Source organism: Providencia sp. PROV261 (assembly GCF_028477945.1).
GTDB classification, from domain to species: domain Bacteria; phylum Pseudomonadota; class Gammaproteobacteria; order Enterobacterales; family Enterobacteriaceae; genus Providencia; species Providencia stuartii.
In genome coordinates this window covers 19,034-39,301 of sequence record NZ_JAMPMC010000024.1, presented here as the reverse complement: position 1 = coordinate 39,301, position 20,268 = coordinate 19,034, and the positions used below count along the sequence as shown (strand labels likewise).

The 20,268-nt window shown below is 43.8% G+C and carries 18 protein-coding genes; 6 read left to right on the top strand and 12 right to left on the bottom strand.

Annotated features, from left to right (window positions below):
* The 5 genes from PR675_RS14110 to dnaA all read right to left on the bottom strand — a co-directional run bounded on the left by PR675_RS14110 (position 1) and on the right by dnaA (position 7,849).
* The gene (locus tag PR675_RS14110) at positions 1–1,590 is read right to left on the bottom strand and encodes a phosphoethanolamine transferase (RefSeq protein ID WP_040132616.1); all 1,590 of its coding nucleotides are present in this window, start codon (positions 1,588–1,590) and stop codon (positions 1–3) included.
* A 226-nt stretch (positions 1,591–1,816) separates the two neighbouring features.
* Complete coding sequence (gyrB, locus tag PR675_RS14105; RefSeq protein ID WP_004924097.1) at positions 1,817–4,231, bottom strand: DNA topoisomerase (ATP-hydrolyzing) subunit B; 2,415 nt, start codon at positions 4,229–4,231, stop codon at positions 1,817–1,819.
* Between the two features lie 18 nt (positions 4,232–4,249).
* A complete protein-coding gene (recF, locus tag PR675_RS14100) occupies positions 4,250–5,344 on the bottom strand; it encodes a DNA replication/repair protein RecF (RefSeq protein ID WP_004924099.1) in 1,095 nt (364 codons plus the stop codon).
* A 7-nt stretch (positions 5,345–5,351) separates the two neighbouring features.
* Positions 5,352–6,452 (bottom strand): DNA polymerase III subunit beta, encoded by a 1,101-nt coding sequence (gene dnaN, locus PR675_RS14095; protein ID WP_040132615.1) that lies wholly within the window; start codon positions 6,450–6,452, stop codon positions 5,352–5,354.
* Positions 6,453–6,457: 5 nt separating this feature from the next.
* Positions 6,458–7,849, bottom strand: coding sequence for a chromosomal replication initiator protein DnaA (gene dnaA, locus PR675_RS14090; protein ID WP_004924106.1), 1,392 nt, complete (start codon positions 7,847–7,849; stop codon positions 6,458–6,460).
* A 696-nt stretch (positions 7,850–8,545) separates the two neighbouring features.
* Between dnaA and rpmH the strand changes: the two genes are divergently transcribed.
* The 6 genes from rpmH (at position 8,546) to PR675_RS14060 (ending at position 13,831) form a co-directional block, all read left to right on the top strand.
* Complete coding sequence (rpmH, locus tag PR675_RS14085; protein ID WP_004906236.1) at positions 8,546–8,689, top strand: 50S ribosomal protein L34; 144 nt, start codon at positions 8,546–8,548, stop codon at positions 8,687–8,689.
* Positions 8,690–8,710: 21 nt separating this feature from the next.
* Positions 8,711–9,070, top strand: coding sequence for a ribonuclease P protein component (gene rnpA / locus PR675_RS14080; protein ID WP_004924110.1), 360 nt, complete (start codon positions 8,711–8,713; stop codon positions 9,068–9,070).
* Positions 9,034–9,294, top strand: a complete 261-nt coding sequence (gene yidD / locus PR675_RS14075; protein ID WP_014657163.1) for a membrane protein insertion efficiency factor YidD — start codon at positions 9,034–9,036, stop codon at positions 9,292–9,294. Before rnpA ends, yidD begins: the two co-directional genes overlap by 37 nt.
* A gap of 2 nt (positions 9,295–9,296) precedes the next feature.
* Entirely contained in the window at positions 9,297–10,946 is a 1,650-nt protein-coding gene (gene yidC, locus PR675_RS14070; RefSeq protein ID WP_004924116.1) for a membrane protein insertase YidC, read from the top strand.
* A 99-nt stretch (positions 10,947–11,045) separates the two neighbouring features.
* Complete coding sequence (gene mnmE / locus PR675_RS14065) at positions 11,046–12,410, top strand: tRNA uridine-5-carboxymethylaminomethyl(34) synthesis GTPase MnmE (RefSeq protein WP_061064543.1); 1,365 nt, start codon at positions 11,046–11,048, stop codon at positions 12,408–12,410.
* Positions 12,411–12,613: 203 nt separating this feature from the next.
* Positions 12,614–13,831 (top strand): site-specific integrase, encoded by a 1,218-nt coding sequence (locus tag PR675_RS14060; RefSeq protein ID WP_000868887.1) that lies wholly within the window; start codon positions 12,614–12,616, stop codon positions 13,829–13,831.
* Here the strand turns inward: PR675_RS14060 and PR675_RS14055 are convergent.
* The 7 genes from PR675_RS14055 to PR675_RS14025 all read right to left on the bottom strand — a co-directional run bounded on the left by PR675_RS14055 (position 13,828) and on the right by PR675_RS14025 (position 20,085).
* Entirely contained in the window at positions 13,828–14,196 is a 369-nt protein-coding gene (locus PR675_RS14055; RefSeq protein ID WP_000215270.1) for a helix-turn-helix domain-containing protein, read from the bottom strand. The two genes, PR675_RS14060 and PR675_RS14055, sit on opposite strands and share 4 nt — an antisense overlap.
* Positions 14,197–14,554: 358 nt before the next feature.
* The gene (locus PR675_RS14050) at positions 14,555–15,508 is read right to left on the bottom strand and encodes a replication protein RepA (protein WP_000802150.1); all 954 of its coding nucleotides are present in this window, start codon (positions 15,506–15,508) and stop codon (positions 14,555–14,557) included.
* Positions 15,495–15,722 (bottom strand): helix-turn-helix transcriptional regulator, encoded by a 228-nt coding sequence (locus PR675_RS14045; protein WP_001187968.1) that lies wholly within the window; start codon positions 15,720–15,722, stop codon positions 15,495–15,497. Before PR675_RS14045 ends, PR675_RS14050 begins: the two co-directional genes overlap by 14 nt.
* Before the next feature lie 150 nt (positions 15,723–15,872).
* Positions 15,873–18,632, bottom strand: a complete 2,760-nt coding sequence (gene traN, locus PR675_RS14040; RefSeq protein WP_000106056.1) for a conjugal transfer mating pair stabilization protein TraN — start codon at positions 18,630–18,632, stop codon at positions 15,873–15,875.
* A 96-nt stretch (positions 18,633–18,728) separates the two neighbouring features.
* A complete protein-coding gene (locus PR675_RS14035) occupies positions 18,729–19,262 on the bottom strand; it encodes a FlhC family transcriptional regulator (RefSeq protein ID WP_001287663.1) in 534 nt (177 codons plus the stop codon).
* Between the two features lie 2 nt (positions 19,263–19,264).
* Positions 19,265–19,876, bottom strand: a complete 612-nt coding sequence (locus tag PR675_RS14030; RefSeq protein ID WP_272582771.1) for a hypothetical protein — start codon at positions 19,874–19,876, stop codon at positions 19,265–19,267.
* Positions 19,876–20,085, bottom strand: a complete 210-nt coding sequence (locus PR675_RS14025) for a hypothetical protein (protein WP_000681268.1) — start codon at positions 20,083–20,085, stop codon at positions 19,876–19,878. Before PR675_RS14025 ends, PR675_RS14030 begins: the two co-directional genes overlap by 1 nt.
* Positions 20,086–20,268: the final 183 nt, after the last annotated feature.

Genomic DNA, 20,268 nt, shown 5'->3' with positions numbered 1-20,268 from the left:
TTATTGTGGTGATGTCTGTTCTGAGGGGAGCGTATTGAGCTCCAATAAGTTCCGATTACCATCAATCATGGTGATCGTTTTCTGTGGCTGATAGCACTCGCGTAGTGGAGATAAACAGGCTTTAGAGGAGCGCTGTTGTATTCCTAACCAATCACTCATTAGCCAATAATTATTCGCGGTAGAATAGGGCTGATTGAGGGCGGTTTCGTTCAATACAGGTTTGGACGCACTCTGGCTGTACCATATAAACAGGGGAATTTCATAGGCCTCTTTGCGTGGGCTATTGACACCATGGTGGTAGTGAATGTTACGGTCACTGTCTAATCGCTGTAAGGCATGATCAGAAAAATACATGACGGTTGCAGCCTTACCATCTAATTTTTGCAAGATCTTATCGATAAATTTATCGGTATAGGCAATCGAACTATCATAACAGTTATCATCCTCTTGCTTGCTAAATTCTTGGTATTGGTCTTCAGGGAAGCGATTACAGGATGGTTCATGACTACCATAGGTATGTAATACAATCAGTTTTTTCTTTTTCCCATTCTGCGGATCATCGCTAATGGCTTGGTCGAAATAGTCTAAAATCTCTTCATCGTAACCGACAAACTCATTCCATTTCTTGTGTTTTGCCATGCTAGCAATGGTGGAGATAACGCTGGTTTTTTTATTGGTTTTACCTTGATTGCTGATCCAATAGGTATCAAAGCCCGCATGGTTAGCTAAGGCAATAATGTTATCAGCATAGTGCTGCTTATCCTGCATCTGTGAAAAGCTAATGTTTGAGAGAGACACTGGCACCGATAGTATGGTGACTGGTGCAGGCGAATAGGCCTGATTAAACAGCAGCATTTGTGGTTTACGGCGGTTTAAATTGGGTGTTGTATCGTATTGATAACCATAAAGGCTTAGGTGGTCTCGGCGTACCGATTCGCCAATGATCAAGACATAAACATCGGCAGCAGTTTCTTTTTTATCGTATTGATATTGAACAGTATAACTGGATATCTTCCGAATGCCTCTATTTTCATATAAATTTCTGATCAGTGCAGACGCGTTATAAAAAGGGGTGTGAGAGAGATATTGTTCCCCTAAAAGTAGATAGCTATCTTGTTTCGCGAATAACGCGGAATAATAGGTTGGGATCAACACAAGATAACCACAAAATAACCCCAAGCTTGCCCAAGTGACTTTGCGATTGAGGTATTTAGCACCTTGACGAATACTCAAAAAATAAACAGCGAAAACAATAATATAAAATAGAACATAGTATTTGTTGTAGGAGAGCATGCCTACAGTTTCACTGCTATTGGTGTTGATAAATGTTTCGGCAATCGACGAGGAAAAGCGGATATCGTGTTTTTGATAAAAGAAAAATGAAACGGAGAGGTTGAGCGCCCATAAAAAGGTAACAAATACCGTGATGATTTTCCCAGCCAGCGTGCGGTAGATCCCCGCACAAAGCAACATAACTAATGCGCCCGTTACGGTGATCGCGAGCTTGGAAAGTAAACTAATATCACCACCCAATAGTGCGGGTATAGCGGAAATCAGCAAAAAGTAAATTAAAGTGATAAATAAACGCATAGTGATAATGATTGGTTATATCTAATTTAAAGATTTAATTGGGTATTATTTTTAATTAAGTTAATTAGGTATGTATTAAGCGTTTATAACATAAAAAAAGAGAGTTTAATCAATATACAAGGGGTAAAAAACTGTAAACTAGCGTTATGTTAAGTCATGGATAAAAGAAAACCCTATGTTTTCACACAGGGTTTTCAAGCTGATAACGGTTTTTTCTCGCCGCAAATTAGATATCAATATTTGCCGCTTTCAGAGCATTCTCTTCGATAAAGGCACGACGAGGTTCAACGGCATCACCCATCAAAGTGGTGAACAGCAAGTCGGTTGCGATAGCATCTTTTACGGTGACGCGCATCATACGACGTGTATCAGGGTTCATAGTGGTTTCCCAAAGTTGCTCAGGGTTCATCTCACCAAGACCTTTATAACGTTGTACCGATAGGCCACGACGTGACTCACGGCTTAACCACGCCAGCGCTTCCTCGAAGTTTTTGATATTCTGGCGGCGTTCACCACGTTCGATATAAGCACCTTCTTCAATTAGGTCGGCAATCATGTCACCTAAATGGGTGATGCGGCGGTATTCGCTACCGTGAACAAAATCAAAGTCGAGATTGTAGTCAGTATCGACGCCATGAGTACGGATACGAATGGTCGGTTCAAATAGCTGACGTTCGCGATTTTCCTTGATGGTATAGCTGTAAGTACTACCAAGCTGCTCATTGTCTTCTAAGCGTTGAACTAAGCCTTTAGTCCACTCTTCGACTTGTTCACTGCTTTTCAGTGCTTCTTCCGTCAAGGTAGAGTGATACACCAAGCTATTCAGTAATGCTTGCGGATAGAGACGCTCAAGACGACGAATGATCTTGTGTGCAGCATTGTATTCAACAACCAGTTTTTCTAGCTCTTCGCCTTTCATCGCCGGTGCATCAGCACTTAGATGTAGCGCGGCTCCATCAAGTGCAATAGAAATGAGATACTCATCCATCGCATCATCATCTTTGATGTATTGCTCTTGCTTACCTTTTTTCACTTTGTACAGTGGAGGCTGAGCGATATAAACATGACCACGCTCAACAATTTCAGGCATTTGGCGATAGAAGAAGGTCAATAACAGCGTACGGATATGCGAACCATCGACGTCAGCATCCGTCATGATAATAATGCTATGATAACGCAGTTTATCTGGGTTATATTCATCACGCCCAATACCGCAGCCTAAAGCGGTGATCAACGTAGCGACCTCTTGTGAGGAGAGCATCTTATCGAAACGCGCTTTCTCAACGTTAAGAATTTTACCTTTTAGAGGCAAAATAGCTTGGTTCTTGCGGTTACGGCCTTGTTTTGCAGAGCCGCCCGCGGAGTCCCCTTCCACAAGGTAGAGTTCAGAAAGTGCTGGGTCGCGCTCTTGGCAGTCTGCCAGTTTGCCCGGCAAACCCGCCAGATCTAAGGCGCCTTTACGGCGAGTCATTTCACGTGCTTTACGTGCTGCCTCACGCGCACGCGCTGCATCAATAATTTTACCAACAACAATTTTTGCGTCAGTTGGGTTCTCTAATAGATACTCAACAAACCGTTCATTCATCATGGTTTCAACGGCTGTTTTCACCTCAGAAGAAACGAGTTTTTCTTTTGTTTGTGATGAAAACTTAGGATCAGGCACCTTAACAGAGATAACTGCAATCAAGCCTTCACGGGCATCGTCACCGGTTGCACTGACTTTAGCTTTTTTCTGATAGCCTTCTTTATCCATGTAGTTGTTGAGTGTACGTGTCATTGAGGCACGGAAGCCTGCAAGGTGAGTACCCCCATCACGCTGTGGAATATTATTGGTGTAGCAATAAACGTTTTCTTGGAAGCCATCGTTCCACTGCATGGCGATTTCAACACCAATACCATCTTTCTCAGTTGAGAAGTAGAATACAGATGGGTGAATTGGGGTTTTATTGCGGCTTAAATACTCAACGAACGCTTTAATTCCACCTTCATAGTGGAAATGGTCTTCTTTGCCATCACGTTTATCAATCAGTCTGATTGAGACACCAGAGTTTAAGAATGACAGTTCGCGCAGACGCTTAGCTAAAACGTCGTATTCAAATTCAGTGACGCCTTTGAAGGTGTCTAAGCTTGGCCAAAAACGGACGCGAGTTCCGGTTTGATCGGTTTCACCAACAACAGTTAGTGGGCCTTGTGGCTCACCGTGGCAATAAGTTTGTTCATGAACTTTACCATCACGGCGGATAGTGAGCTCTAATTTTTCGGATAAGGCGTTAACAACAGAAACCCCAACTCCGTGTAGACCGCCGGAGACTTTATAGGAGTTATCGTCAAATTTCCCGCCCGCATGCAGTACCGTCATGATAACTTCTGCTGCTGATACCCCTTCTTCCTCATGGATACCTGTTGGAATACCACGACCATCATCTTGAACAGAGACTGAGTTATCAGCATGGATTGTGATCACGATGTCGTCACAAAAACCGGCGAGGGCTTCGTCGATAGCGTTGTCGACAACCTCGAAGACCATGTGATGAAGACCTGTACCATCGTCGGTATCACCGATATACATGCCTGGGCGCTTACGCACGGCATCCAGCCCTTTTAATACCTTGATACTTGAGGAGTCATATGTATTCGACATCAACGTTTCCCGCTATATTTATTCCTGTGGTTTAACTTCTATTTTGCCATGTTCTACGCTAAACATCTTGCTATTTACATCAATCATGTCTTTAACTTGCTCAGGTGTTATTGCACTAACAAACACTTGAGCTTGCGTAGCCTTAAGCCGAGCAGCCAATAATTGACGGCGTCCCGAATCAAGTTCTGAGGCAAAATCATCCAGTAGATACAGGCATCTTTGCCCGCTCTGTTGGGTGAAAAACTCACCCTGCGCTAACCTTAATGCGCACATTAAAAGTTTCAATTGACCGCGTGAAAGCATATCTTCCACAGGGGTTCCATTCGCCCTGATCCGCAAATCAGCTTTATGTGGCCCAGAGGCGGTATAGGTTAACATTTTATCACGCTCAAATTGGCGTTCTAATAGCTCTGAATAATCGATTTCTTTATCCCAACCGCGTTGAAAAGAGACCGATAATACAAATTCAGGCAAAAATTGTTGGCAGGTTTGCTCAATATTTTCCGCAATACCTGCAATATATTCACTACGCCATTGGCTGATTTGCTCTGCAAGCGGAGCTAATTGCTGATCCCAATGGCGTATTTGTTCATAGCGACTGACCTGCCGTAATGCAGCATTGCGTTGCTTTAATAACCGTTTTAAGTCTGACCAAACGGAAAAAAACAACGGTTCGTTATGAAAACAGCCCCAGTCGATAAATGCACGTCGATACTTAGGGCCACCGTTTAGTAAGGTAAACCCTTCTGGGGTAATTAATTGCATTGGCAGTAATTTTGCCAGTTCTGCAATTTTATGGCCGTCTGTGCCATCAATTCTGACTTTACTGTCACCCTCACGGTTTTTACTCAACCCTAACGACAATGCTTTGCGCGATGCATCCAGATGGCCTAATTTCCCATGTAGGATAAATTGAGCCTGTTCGTGACGGATCACGCGGTTCGCTTGGATACTACGAAAAGCACGACCATGTCCCAAGGTGTATATCGCTTCAAGCACACTGGTTTTGCCGCTCCCATTGGGGCCAATTAAAAAATTGAACCCATTAGCTAAAGCGAGATCGGCATCTTCAATGTTACGAAAATCGCGGATCAATAAACGCGAAAGGATCATAAAACGATTACAAACGCATTGGCATAACAACGTAAACAGCCGCGCTACTTGCGGAGTCTTCAATTTGAACACTCGACACAGCATCGGTTAAAAACAGAGTGACGTTTTCACTCTTCAGGGCATTGAGCACATCAAGGATATAGCTAACGTTAAAGCCTATTTCCATTTCAGTACCCTGATAATTCACATCAACAATCTCTTCCGCTTCTTCTTGCTCTGGGTTGTTTGCCGTAATGCGTAACTGATTTTCACTGAAATATAAGCGAACGCCACGGAATTTTTCATTCGATAAGATGGCCGCGCGTGAAAATGCTTGCTTGAGCAGCTCACAACGAGCTTCTAATGTCTTATCCGGGTTTTTCGGCAGAACACGACGATAATCAGGGAACCTGCCATCAACCAGTTTTGAGGTGAAAATAAAATCACCCACATGGGCACGAATATTATTACTGCCTATCTGCAATTGGACAGGGGTATCACCGCCATCCAAGAGGCGCATTAACTCAATGACCCCTTTGCGTGGCACGATGACCGAATGTGAAGGTAAATCTTGCCCGATATCCATCGCACATACAGCAAGGCGGTGCCCATCGGTTGAAACGGTTCTTAATAACTGGCCTTCGGTTTCAAATAGCATGCCGTTGAGGTAATAACGGACATCTTGATGAGCCATTGAAAACTGAGTGGCTTCGATTAAGCGTTTGAGGATTGACTGTGGAAGCGAAAACTCCACCTCACTTTGCCAATCATCTAAATTCGGGAAATCTGTGGCTGGTAATGTCGATAGTGAAAAACGGCTACGCCCTGAGCGAACAAGCAGCCTGTCATCATCGAGTTCTACACGAATTTCAGAACCTTCAGGAAGCCCACGCCAGATATCAAAAAACTTGCGTGCTGGAACGGTGGTTGCTCCAACGTCATGCTCCTGCGTTAAAGGAACATGGGCCATCATCTCCATTTCTAAGTCGGTTCCGGTTAATAGCAAAGCGCCTTCTTTAACTTGTAAAAGAAGATTACCTAAAATAGGTAGCGTTGGACGCCCACCTAATGGACCACTAACCTGTTGCAACGGTTTTAATAACTGCTCGCGTTCAATAGTAAATTTCATAGCAATTAAGATGATAATGTTCTGATTAAGTTAGAAAAATCCTCTTTGATGTCATGGCTTTCTTCCCGCAATTGTTCAATTTTACGGCAAGCATGCAATACCGTTGTATGATCACGGCCACCAAAGGCATCCCCGATTTCAGGCAAACTATGATTGGTCAGTTCTTTCGCCAACGCCATCGCCATCTGGCGCGGACGGGCGACAGAGCGAGAACGACGTTTAGAAAGTAAATCCGCAACTTTTATTTTGTAATATTCAGCCACAGTTTTCTGAATGTTATCGATAGTTACCAGTTTTTCTTGTAGTGCTAGCAAATCTCGCAGCGCTTCACGCACAAAGTCAATGGTGATAGCGCGACCAGTAAAGTTTGCATTGGCAATAACACGGTTTAACGCACCTTCCAGTTCACGCACATTGGAGCGTAGGCGTTTAGCGATAAAAAAAGCCACCTCGCCCGGAAGCTGGATCTCATTTTCATCGGCTTTCTTCATCAAAATCGCTACACGGGTTTCTAATTCAGGTGGTTCAATGGCGACCGTTAAACCCCAACCAAAACGCGATTTTAAACGATCTTCAACCCCATTGATCTCTTTAGGGTAGCGATCGGAAGTCAAAATAATTTGTTGGTTGCCTTCCAACAGCGCATTGAAGGTATGGAAAAACTCTTCTTGAGAACGCTCTTTATTCGCAAAAAATTGGATATCATCAATCAGCAGTGCATCAACAGAGCGGTAATAGCGTTTAAACTCTTCAATCGCATTGTTTTGTAAAGCTTTGACCATATCTTGCACAAAACGTTCAGAATGCATATATACGACACGCGCATTGGCTTTGTGCTGCATGATGCTGTTGCCTACAGCATGTAATAAGTGTGTTTTACCTAAGCCCGTTCCCCCATAAAGGAATAATGGGTTGTATGCTCCCCCTGGATTTTCGGCAACTTGCCTCGCAGCAGCACGAGCGAGTTGGTTTGATTTACCTTCAACAAAGTTATCAAAGGTGTGTTTGGGGTTAACATTGGAGCGATAGGCAACATCAGGTTGCGCTTTGGTTGAGTTATCCCAGCTTGGCTTCACTGGCGCCGACGGAACGGCGATAGCTGGCGCTTCATGGGTATGGCGAGCCTGAGTATTGGTAGGAGAAACGGTGATGGGTTTGCTCCCCACCTCAAAACGCAGAGCTGGCGCATCAGTACCACAAAAGTCATTCAATAACTCGTTGATGTTATTGATGTACTTATCTCTAACCCAATCAAGGACAAAACGATTCGGGGCATAAAGTGCCAGTGTATTATCGTTTAATTCAGCTTGAAGAGGGCGTATCCACATACTGAATTCTGTGGCAGGTAGTTCATCCTGCAATCGGGCAAGACATTGCTGCCAAAGCGAAAGTGACACGGTGGACTCCCCTAAACAAGATCAATGAAACAAAAGAAGTACGGATTAAACAAAGAATTTTTTACTGGTCGCTTTTTTATGCAAGCGCCAGAGAAGTCAAAGTGATTCATTTTTACTCATCGTATTTTTCCGATCCTCAGATCAGAAACGTGACCAGAGATCATACCGTAAAATTGGCAAGAGATCTTCATTCTTTTACACAGTTTTTATGCTTTTTATCCACAGGTAATTGTGGTAAGACATCGCGATTAGAGGAGAACCCTCTTGTTTGATCTCGATCATTTGCTATTTTTCCACAAAGCTGGGGATAACTTTAGACGATTTATGGAAAATTTTCTCTAAGGATCAAAAAATATTTTTAGATCGGCCGATGATCCTTGCGCTTTGAGGCGGAGTCCGTATAATCTTCCACCCTGTGTACTGCATTGAAGTGATTTTCACGATAGACCATTTCGAGGTAAGTTATGAAAATGGCGCTTCATTCGCTGTTGCAGCATATGTCAGCAAACCTGTCAGCCAGGCTATAAATAAAGTGGTTTGATTGCGTCATTTCATTGACGTGACCCCCTATGTTTTATTACAATCCTGCCTCTTTCTATATTGTTGCGATAGAGGCACAGGTGTAAATCAGTTTCCACTGGTTGCCAACGCGTTTACTGAATCAGTAATAAATTTTAAAGTTAGGTAGAAATCGTTATGAAACGCACTTTTCAACCGTCCGTACTGAAACGCAACCGTTCACACGGTTTCCGTGCTCGTATGGCCACTAAAAATGGTCGTCAGGTTCTGGCTCGCCGTCGTGCTAAAGGCCGCGCTCGTCTGACCGTTTCATCTAAGTAATAAAGCTAGCCCTCTATTCAAGTGGTTACGCTCGCTTTTACCCGGGAGTTACGTTTGTTAACTCCCAGGCACTTCGATAATGTCTTTAAGCAGCCGCAGAGGGCGAGTTCCCCAGAGATAACAATCCTTGGTCGCCTAAACGAGCTGGGGCATCCCCGCATCGGTCTCACCATCGCCAAAAAAAATGTTAAACGAGCTCATGAGCGAAATCGTATTAAGCGATTAGCCCGTGAATATTTTCGTTTGCATCAACATGAGTTGCCTCCCATGGATTTTGTGGTATTGGTAAGAAAAGGGGTTGCTAATCTCGATAATCAACAAATAACGGAAACATTGGGTAAATTATGGCGTCGACACTGTCGCTTGGCTCAAAACTCCTGATTGGGTTGATTAGGGGATACCAATTGGCAATTAGCCCACTGTTAGGGCCTCGTTGCCGTTTCAATCCAACTTGTTCAAATTATGGAATTGAGGCATTGCGCAGGTTTGGAATGTTAAAAGGTAGTTGGTTAACGGCGAAACGCGTATTAAAATGCCACCCTTTACACGCTGGTGGAGACGATCCTGTTCCGCCTAAAAAAAACGATGATAATAGAGAATTATAACGATGGATTCGCAACGCAATCTTCTACTCATCGCTTTGCTATTTGTTTCGTTCTTAGTATGGCAGGCCTGGGAAAGCGATAAAGCTGCTCAGGATCTAAAAACTGTCCAAACGACACAACAAACAGATATGCCAAGCAGTGATTCCCAAGCTGTTACAAGCAGTGGGCAAGGTAAGCTAATCACAGTGAAAACGGATGTGTTAGATTTACGCATCAATACTCGTGGTGGTGATATCGATGAGGCTGACTTGTTAGCCTATCCTGCAACCCTTCATTCGGAAAGTCCCTTCCGTTTACTGGAAACTACACCCGATTTTATCTATCAGGCACAAAGTGGTCTGATTGGCCAACATGGTCCAGATAACCCAGATAATAGCAATGGTCAACGCCCTGTTTATAGTGTGGAATCATCAAGTTTCATTCTTGCGGATGGCCAAGATGAGCTACGTGTTCCGATGACATTCACCGACAAAAACGGTGTGGTTTATCAAAAAACCTATGTGTTGAAACGCGGCCACTACAATGTTGATGTTGAATACAATATTCAGAACCCAACAGCGCAAGCTTTGAACCTTGCCTTCTTTGGTCAGTTAAAACAAACTATCCAACTACCAAAAGAACGTGATACAGGTAGCAGCAACTTCGCATTACATACATACCGTGGTGCAGCCTATTCTTCAGATGAATCTAACTATAAAAAATATAGCTTTAGTGATATCGAAGATAAAAAACTCAATGTCACCACTAAAGGTGGTTGGGTGGCAATGTTGCAACAATACTTTGCAACCGCGTGGGTTCCTGCAAGTAATGAAAATAGCACGTTCTACACCATCGACCTTGGTCAAAAAGAGGCGATTATCGGTTATAAGAGCCAACCATTAACGATTGCTGCTAATGGTGCTGGTACTTATTCATCGACGCTATGGGTAGGCCCTGAAATCCAGTCAGAAATGGCTGAAGTGGCACCTCATTTAGACTTAACGGTTGATTATGGTTGGTTATGGTTTATCTCTCAGCCACTGTTCAAGCTGTTGAAATTTATTCACGGTTTTGTCGGTAACTGGGGTATTGCTATCATCATCATTACCTTTATTGTCCGTGGTATTATGTACCCGCTGACTAAAGCACAGTACACCTCAATGGCGAAAATGCGTTTATTGCAACCAAAACTGGCGGCAATGCGTGAGCGTATTGGTGATGACAAACAGCGTATGAGCCAAGAAATGATGGCGTTGTACAAAGCAGAGAAAGTCAACCCACTAGGTGGTTGTTTACCGCTGCTTATCCAGATGCCAATCTTCCTTGCTCTTTATTACATGTTGATGGGTTCTGTTGAACTACGTCATGCACCATTCTTTGGTTGGATTCAGGACTTGTCAGCACAAGACCCATACTACATCCTGCCAGTGTTGATGGGTGTGACTATGTTTGTTATTCAGAAGATGTCGCCAACAGCCGTGACCGATCCTATGCAGCAGAAGATTATGACCTATATGCCGGTCGTCTTTACTATCTTCTTCCTGTGGTTCCCTTCTGGTCTGGTACTGTACTACATCGTGAGTAACTTGGTGACCATTATCCAGCAGCAGATCATCTACCGCGGTCTGGAAAAACGTGGTCTACATAGCCGCGATAAAAAAGAGAAGAAATAATAGAGGTCTTGGGTAAGCAAGAAGCTTATTTCAGGATATAGTATTAAGGCGGCCATTCATGACCGCCTTAATTTTTTATAGGAATGACAGAGAGACATCATGCAAACCAACGATACGATTGTTGCACAGGCAACACCTCCCGGTCGTGGTGGGGTCGGTATTTTACGTGTATCAGGCCCAAAAGCGGCTGTAGTTGCTCAAACTGTGTTGGGTAAGCTACCAAAACCGCGTTATGCGGATTACCTACCTTTTCGTGACGTCGATGACACCGTACTGGACCAAGGTATTGCCATTTTTTTCCCCGGCCCTAACTCATTTACAGGGGAAGATGTTCTAGAACTGCAAGGCCATGGTGGTCCTGTCATTCTTGATTTATTACTTAGACGTATTTTGACGATTGATGGGGTGCGTATTGCTAACCCAGGTGAGTTCTCTGAACGTGCATTTTTGAATGACAAATTAGATTTAGCACAAGCTGAGGCGATTGCAGATCTGATTGATGCAAGTTCAGAGCAAGCCGCCCGTTCGGCAATGAACTCGTTACAAGGGGCATTTTCAGCACAAATCCATCAAATGGTCGAAGCATTGACGACATTGCGTATTTATGTCGAAGCTGCCATCGATTTCCCTGATGAAGAAATTGATTTTCTTTCTGACGGTAAAATTGAAGCCAAATTGGATGACGTGATAGCGGATTTAGAGCGAGTGCGCTCAGAAGCTCGCCAAGGCAGCTTGTTGCGTGAGGGGATGAAAGTGGTGATTGCGGGTCGTCCTAATGCAGGGAAATCGAGTTTATTGAATGCGTTAGCAGGTCGTGAAGCAGCGATTGTGACTGATATTGCAGGAACCACACGTGATGTTTTGCGTGAGCATATTCATATTGATGGTATGCCATTGCACGTGATTGATACAGCGGGCTTACGTGAAGCGAGTGATGAAGTTGAACGTATTGGTATTGAGCGAGCATGGAAAGAGATTGAACAGGCAGACCGAGTTTTGTTTATGCTTGATAGCACCACCACGGATGCGACAGAGCCTCAAGAGATTTGGCCTGAATTTATGGCACGCCTGCCAGAAACATTGCCTGTTACTGTGATCCGCAATAAAGCGGATAAAACAGGTGAAAAAATTGAGTTTGTTGAAAATGTTCGTTACCCATTAATTCGCCTATCTGCACGTGAAGAGAAAGGGATTGATTTGTTGCGCGATCACCTAAAAGAGACGATGGGTTTTAATAGTAATACCGAAGGTGGTTTTTTGGCTCGTCGCCGTCATCTACAAGCCCTTGATGCAGCGGCAATGCACTTAGCGCAAGGTCATGAGCAATTGGTCGTTGCTCGCTCCGGTGAGCTACTTGCAGAGGAGTTGCGCCTTGCACAGCAAGAGCTGAGCGAGATCACCGGTGAATTTACATCAGATGACCTGTTAGGCCGTATTTTCTCCAGTTTCTGTATCGGGAAGTAAATCTCCTAAATCAAATTAAAAACGAAGTAAAACCTTTCAAAACATATCAAAACAACCCATTGTTATTTATGGCAATTTTAGAAAGTTCTCTTATGGTTAGGTTTTACTTCCCTTCTCACGATTTTGCTCCGTTTTGCTAATTATTGATCCACATTTGCTCCCGAGTTAAAATTTTGGAGTAACGGGAGCAAAGCGGAGCAATTATGAAGGTATCAGTAAACAAGCGTAACCCTAACTCGAAGGGGCTCCAGCAACTTAGGCTAGTGTACTATTACGGAGTTGTTGAAGGTGAGGATGGCAAAAAACGAGCAAAGCGCGACTACGAACCTTTAGAACTCTATCTCTACGAGAACCCAAAGACACAAGCAGAGCGTCAGCACAATAAAGAAATGTTGCGTCAGGCTGAGGCTGCGCGGTCAGCAAGGCTCGTTGAATCTCACAGTAATAAGTTCCAACTGGAAGACAGAGTAAAACTTGCTTCGAGCTTTTACGATTACTACGACAAGTTAACTGCCAGTAAAGAGTCTGGAAGCTCTTCAAACTATTCTATTTGGATCTCAGCAGGTAAACATCTTCGGAGCTATCACGGAAGAGCAGAGCTCACTTTTGAAGAAATTGATAAAAAATTCCTAGAAGGGTTTAGGAAATACCTTTTAGAGGAACCACTAACGAAATCGCAATCAAAACTTGCGAAAAACACAGCCTCTAGTTACTTCAACAAAGTCAGAGCCGCACTAAATGAAGCGTTCCGGGAAGGCATCATCAGGGATAACCCAGTCCAGCGAGTAAAAAGTGTCAAAGCAGAAAATACCCAGCGAACCTACCTCACTCTGGATGAAGTTCGAGCTATGACAAAAGCGGAATGTCGCTATGACGTACTTAAACGAGCATTTCTTTTTAGTTGCACAACTGGCTTGAGATGGAGCGATATTCAGAAGCTTACTTGGAAAGAAATAGAAGAGTTTCAGGATGGACACTACAGAATTATTTTCAAACAAGCTAAATTACTGAATGCCGGAAACAGCTTAGTCTACCTGGATCTACCAGACTCAGCCGTCAAGCTTATGGGAGAGCGCCAAGATAAAGCGGAGCGAGTATTTAAAGGGTTAAAATATAGCAGTTACACCAACGTTGCTTTGCTACACTGGGCAATGCTAGCAGGCGTTCAAAAACATGTTACTTTCCACGTAGGCAGACATACATTTGCTGTGGCCCAGCTTAACCGTGGGGTTGATATCTATTCTCTCTCTCGCCTTCTTGGACACTCAGAATTGAGAACAACGGAAATTTATGCTGATATCCTTGAAAGTCGCCGGGTAACAGCAATGAGAGGCTTTCCAGATATTTTTGAAGATAAAGTACAAGAATCTGGAACTTGCTGTCCTCACTGCGGAAAGTCCGTATTGAATAAAACACTTTAAGATGCCCTACGGCCGCGAGGAAAACTCGTGATGTAATTTGTAACGTCTTGGTGAAGTTCATGAGCAGACTTCACTCTGTTCTTTTCCAACCATGCTTGAAGGTCTGAGCGCTTAATTAGCACCCGATTACCACCCGGCTTAGTAAACGATAAGCGCTTTTCATGCGTCAGGCGGTAGATGTATGAGCGTTTTGCTCCAACGTATGCCGCCGCCTCATCGACGGTAAGATACTCTTTATCAGATGGTGGTAAGTTTGATTTGCTGCCGTCACTCACCGTATTTTCAACGACCTGAGCCAGTAATTGCTTCATTTCTGCAATTTCGCTTCTCAAGGCATTCAAGGTTTCATTCACGTCTACAGTCATCAGCCTACCCGTTACACACCAGTTATTGATAGACCTAGTTTATGAGAGACAGCTACCAATCCTCGGCTCTGGATCTGCCCTTTTAGGGCGCGAACAAAGTTATTAACGCCTGAACATGGTTCAACTATAGGTATCTTTATAGGATTTTTTTAAAGGCAATACCTATAGGTTTAGGGGGGGGGAAATTATGCGTGGAAAGTGGGGGGTGATTATGCGCAGCTCGTCAGTAGTCAGGGGGGGTAATTATGCGTAAAAAGGGGGGGCGATTATGCGTGGATAAAATCCAAAACCAACAGTGTTTTCCACAACTTTGCAAAACAATAACATAAAAAAACCGGCACATTGGCCGGTTATTAAGTCAATTACGGTATGGAATCGGTGGGGGGCTGGACATCATCAGAATTCCGCCAGTCACTTTCTTAACTTTTGCATCCGGATAAACAGTAAGGACTCTCTTTAGAGCAGGAAGGAATACCTTCTTAAAGTTCCTGTCAGCGTCGTCTCCGGTATATTCTTGACCAAACTGCTCGCGCAAATTACGCCAGTACAATACGACAGGCCTACCGCTAATTCGATGTAAACGATCCGAAAGCATGGCATAAATATCCATCGCAAGAGCACTGCTATTAAGCTGATTTAGAGCCCTTAAATCAAGCGGTACAGCATGTTCGCTTAGCGTAGTAAAATACTCGTGTGAAAATGTAATAACACCAGGCCATAAAGCACCTTGATTGTCGCTGTTACCAATCCAAGCCTCAAATTTTTGGATGGGCTTACCATCGTAAGTGAACGCTTTATCAGCGGTACTAAAACCAAGGGTAATACTACAAGCAGATAACGCCAAAAGCTGTTTACGGAAGTTTGTATAGCTCCCATTTTTTCCTCCTGATGACTCCTTGCCCAGTTGTTTGAGGAAAGCACTGGCGCTATTGCCGACATCAATCTCGGGTGATTTTGAACGCAACGCTTGAGTATTCAGATATGCCATTACAAGCCTTGGCATGGGACCATACGGAACAGGCTGTTGGAGAAACTGCTTACCATCCCAAATTTTACCCGCTCGGATGTATAGACCAGCAGCACCACAACGCCTCTCAAACTCAGATCCATTTACTCTTGAACGAGGCAAACCGACTTGGCACATGATTGAGTGCATAAAAGTGAAATCATTGGGCGAGGGTGGATCTGATTTAATCCTTACTGAGGCATCTATTAATTCAGACTCAGCCCGACTCAAGCCTTGTGATTTATCACTATTTTCTACTTCGATATCCGCCTGATACTGAGCAAGTAGTTGGCTAAATGGCTTCATTACTTACCCTGCGGGAATCAAGCCATGCCTCCAACTGATCTAACCTGTATCTTAGTGTTTTATCGCCACTGATTTTATATGGTTTGGGAAATGAAGGGTCGTTTGTGCGGATTCGTTGAAGCGTTGGCACAGAGATTTTAAGTAGGGCAGTCACCTCATACACAGAGATCATCTGCAGGTGACTGTAATCTTTTTCATTTAAAGTTTGCTGCATAAATTTCTCCAGCATCATCATTGATTTACTGGAGAAATTTTGAGGGTGAACCCCCGTAAACATGGCCTCTGGAAGTGCCCTATTTGGGCACCTAGGCGATTTATTCCGACACAAAAACTTTCACATGTGAAAGTTTCTCATTGATAAACATCAACCACCATTGCCATCCAAGTCAGGAAAGATTTCACGCGCTTTGTCGTTTCTAATTTTGTCCACATTAATCCCTTCCAGCCGCTCCATAATACGTTCTGAGGCGTCTTGTCGAGTACCATCAATATTAAAATCACTTCCAGCTCCCGTTAAAGCATCCAAGTTTAACGATGCGGGATCAGGAAGTTTTCCATTTTGCTGAAGTATACCCAACCACTCGTCTAGGTTAACCTTACTCCAATCAATATCCGCTATTCGATCCAATGGAATTCCGCCGCATTGAGGTGTGCGCGCATCACCAAAGTTAAGGCCAAGTTGTGGCCGCACTTGCTCTTGGATGATTCGAGAGAGTGGCGAGTTGAAACAGCAATAGGACTCTCGCTCCTCGACACATGCTCCCAGTACTTTGGACTTGCAGTAAGATCCAACGTATGTGCAGCTATTTAGTGCTCTTTTAGCATTCATGGTGAACTCCTTTTCCTCGCACTTCCAAATCATTTGGATCATGACCATCGACACTACATAGACTGTGTAAACAGTCATAACGGTGCTTAGCATGGCGGCACCTTGTTGGCCGAGGATTTGTTCAGTCATTGATTCAGGAGCCCCAGCAGGTACGCCAGCGGCTCCCGTCGCAGAAGCATTTCCTAGAGCTTCAGAAGTCAGCTTGGTAATTTGCTCCTTTAATGCGCCAATAGTCTCCTGGGCAAACTGTTGAACAGGCTGGAGAAAACTATCAACCGCTCCACTAATATTTTCTATATAACTTGCAAAAGGCTGTGTTATTTCGGTCCAGCCAGACATTACGGGGTCTCTTAATACTTGGTATGCTCCTTTCACGGCACTGCCATCAGAGAGTCCCATAACGGCACCGTCTAGCTTAGGCACGGCCATAATCAAATTGAGATAATCAGCAAACGAAATATTCGTCGGCTTTTCACAACAATCTGAGACACCACCCACAGCAATCTTGCATTCCCCAGCCTCACCGGCAAAAGCTGAACACATCACATTTTCTTCACCAGTGGGGTTATCATCATAATTTTGACCAGTACAACTCATATCCTGAGTCATGAACTGAGCTGCATTCAACAATGCAGATGCACGAGCGAAATCAGTGCTTTGTGACTTTGTTATATCGAGACAATCATCCCCCATACACCTAATGGGTCCACCACATTGATACGTCGTTTCTTTCTCTAAAGTAGGTATTGATATGTCCGTTCCGCAGTCGTAGGTATCTTTAAACACATAACACTTACCCGAGGAACCCTCTGCTCCATCAATACATTCAGAACTAATAAATCCACACTGAGGATTATCCTCATACATCTGGCAACTGTTGAGATTTCCACCAGTATTTACAGGGCAGTGTGTTTCACCTTGAGGATCTGTCCAGCAGTCCATTTGCCCCTTATAAAAGTCATAGTCGGCTTTAACTCGAACCTTTTTGCACAGCTTTGGAATGCCAGGGAAAGGTGACGGTTTCAGTTGGGATTCGCAAACTTTGACCCCGTTGATGACTGTGCAGCCCGTAGCATCAGTCGGGTCATCTATACATGTTATCTCGCCTTCGGCAAAACCATCTACAACCCCTTTGGCTGAATCCATGCAGCTCTGTGGAGCCCACTCATCCTTGGTAATGGCTTTCGATGGGTCATAGCGGAGTTTTATGCGGCCAAAACCCTCACCTTCACCAGTTACTGAAACACGGATCTTGAATGTAACAACATCACCATCTTTCACGTTCTTAAAATAGGGAGTGACATCAACATTAGGGTTTCGCTCCCAACTCGTGGAGAGCTCACATCTACCGGCTGTTTCTGGAGGGAAGTTGCCATCTGGGCCAGACCACACTTTAGTTTCTTGGCCGGACTTACCGACCCACACTTGCATGTAATCATCCCACTTAACATATTCAAGTGTTGCGGAAACGATAGCATCCGGGTTACTAACCTGGACTCTTGTGTACTCTTCATAGATTTTACAGTTACCAGCCCAGTAATCGTCCCCAACCTTACCAATCCAGAGCTCCGTGCATCCGTCACCACAGGACTTGAGGTTGTATGGGCCATCATAGTGCTTCACCACAGAGGCATCGTAGTCATGGACAACCTCACAGTCCGCGCTTTGATCTACAACACGCTGACACCGTTCATACTCTGGAATGTGGGCGTTGATAGTATTCTGATTAATGGTTGTTTCGGCAGAACAATCCCCAAAGCCACCTGCGATGAGGTCCATATCCTCATAGGTCTTTTTGCTTAGATTCAATACCGGGTCATTACTGAAATCAGGGCGTGAGCGATTGGCCGCATCCATGAGAACTTGATATGCAGAACCTGATATTGAGGGATTGGAGCTGTTGGCGTCTTGGAATAAATTGGCTTTTGCCTCATTACCAAACTGATCCATAGCATCAGCATCACTAAATATCTGTTCTAGCTCCTCTGGAGATGCTGCATCAGGGAAATACTCTGCGGTATTTTGACCAGGTTGAACTCCAGGAAACAGTTCATTTATGTTTATGGATGTTGATTGACCATTACCGACTGGTAGAGAAATTTTACCATCTTGAACCTGAGCAGAGTTTTGCTTAACTCCGTTCGCAATAGATAAACCAAATTGTTTGGCATCACGACCAACAGCTCCGATGTTAGGTTCCTGATTACCCGCATAAGAATGTATCGGAAGAACTGAGATGGTTAAACATAGGAGCGAGGCAACAAACCTCGTCATGATGGGCGGCATAGTGGACATAGCATTTCTCCAGCTTTTTAGTTTGGATAATGCTATGTCGCTCTCTCATAAAAATTAGCATCGCTATTTGCCCTTTTGCGGCATACGCGGATGTATTCAGGCAGCTTTTGAGACCCGGCAGAATGGGCATTCAACACATGTTCGCTGATTAATTGACGTAAAAAAAGTGCATTGGCATTGCTCGCAATGCTCAATCATTGCTTCTCCATTGCGCAGTTCAGAGGCAAGACACCAGGCATCTGTAATGTCGAAGGGCTCCCATTTTCCTCCCTTCATACCTGGTACTTCTTTACGGATAGCGTGATACATCCTAAACGCTTTATTCAGAGCGCTAATATCTACAGAACGCTTAACTTTTTCCCCTCCAAGATTTGAATAGAGCTGCATTAAAAGCGATGCTTGAATTTTAGATGTCTGACTGTGGATCAGCGTCGCTCCACCACGGAATGTCCTGGATTTCTTATCCTTCACATCATATCCGCAATATTCAAGCTCAGCGTACAGCCTGCGAACTTGCTTATAAGTCAAACCAGTCTCTAGGATAATTATCTTTGTGATATAACCCGCCAATGCCATGTGCCTTGCTTTTACCCAGCGAGATAACGAACCAGATGTAAAACATTCACTCATGATTATCTCCACACCAAAGATTGCTGAATCTTTTTTAATAAAATCGGCGTTGTATCGGCAAGAGATGCTGATAAGAATTGATCGAGTACGCCAATATCAAATCTCAATGAAAATCTAATAACGACCCTATGCGATAACGACCTTAACTGGCTGTTTGAGGAGGCGGCGACTGAGGAAGCAAGACCAGAAGATACACCAAAAATTTGCATCGCCATGTCCAAGTTTCTACTAGCTAACTTATTAAGCAATAGCCAGTACGCTGCGTCAAAGTCGTCCACAACATTTTTAAGGCATATGACAGAATCGTAGCTACCGGCAAGAGTATCGATCACTTCCATTTGATCTGTTTCAAGTTTAAAGCTCAGAAGAACTCCACTCGCTAATTGTGAAAGATAACTGTCAGGAGTTGACGCCAATTTATTAACAAGATCTTCTGGAAGAGAAAAATGATTGCTAACCTGGGATGGCGCATTGGCTGATAAAAGCTTCAGTAGTGTCCACAGAGTCAAATCGAACTCATAAATATCTTGGTCTGGCTTCTCTTCACTCAATTGAACGGCAAACCTGTCAAAGCTACCAATAACATCACGTTCTAACGGCTCTAAGGCATACATCAGTAGTCCTCCTTACCTTTTTTTCTGCGGCCCAGATTGATTGAAACTAACGCGCTCCCTGCAATCAACGCTAGTAAGGTAAATCCATATTGGTCATCTCTCCACGACGAGATAACCAAGTGAGCAAGAAAGCTTAGAATAAACAATGTTCCGATTGCCTTAACGACTGTGTTTAATCGCTTTTCAGTTTCACGATCTAAATGCTTCATATCTTTCTCCATAACACACCTGATTTATTCACTGATTAACTTTGTCATCAATCATAAATACCATGACTTTTTGATAATGCAACGCCAAATACTGTGTTTTTTTACAGTATCATTTTATGGTGCTATGAAGATTTGCATTTCTGAACGATAATCTATAATCGGTTACATATTAATCAGGAGGCG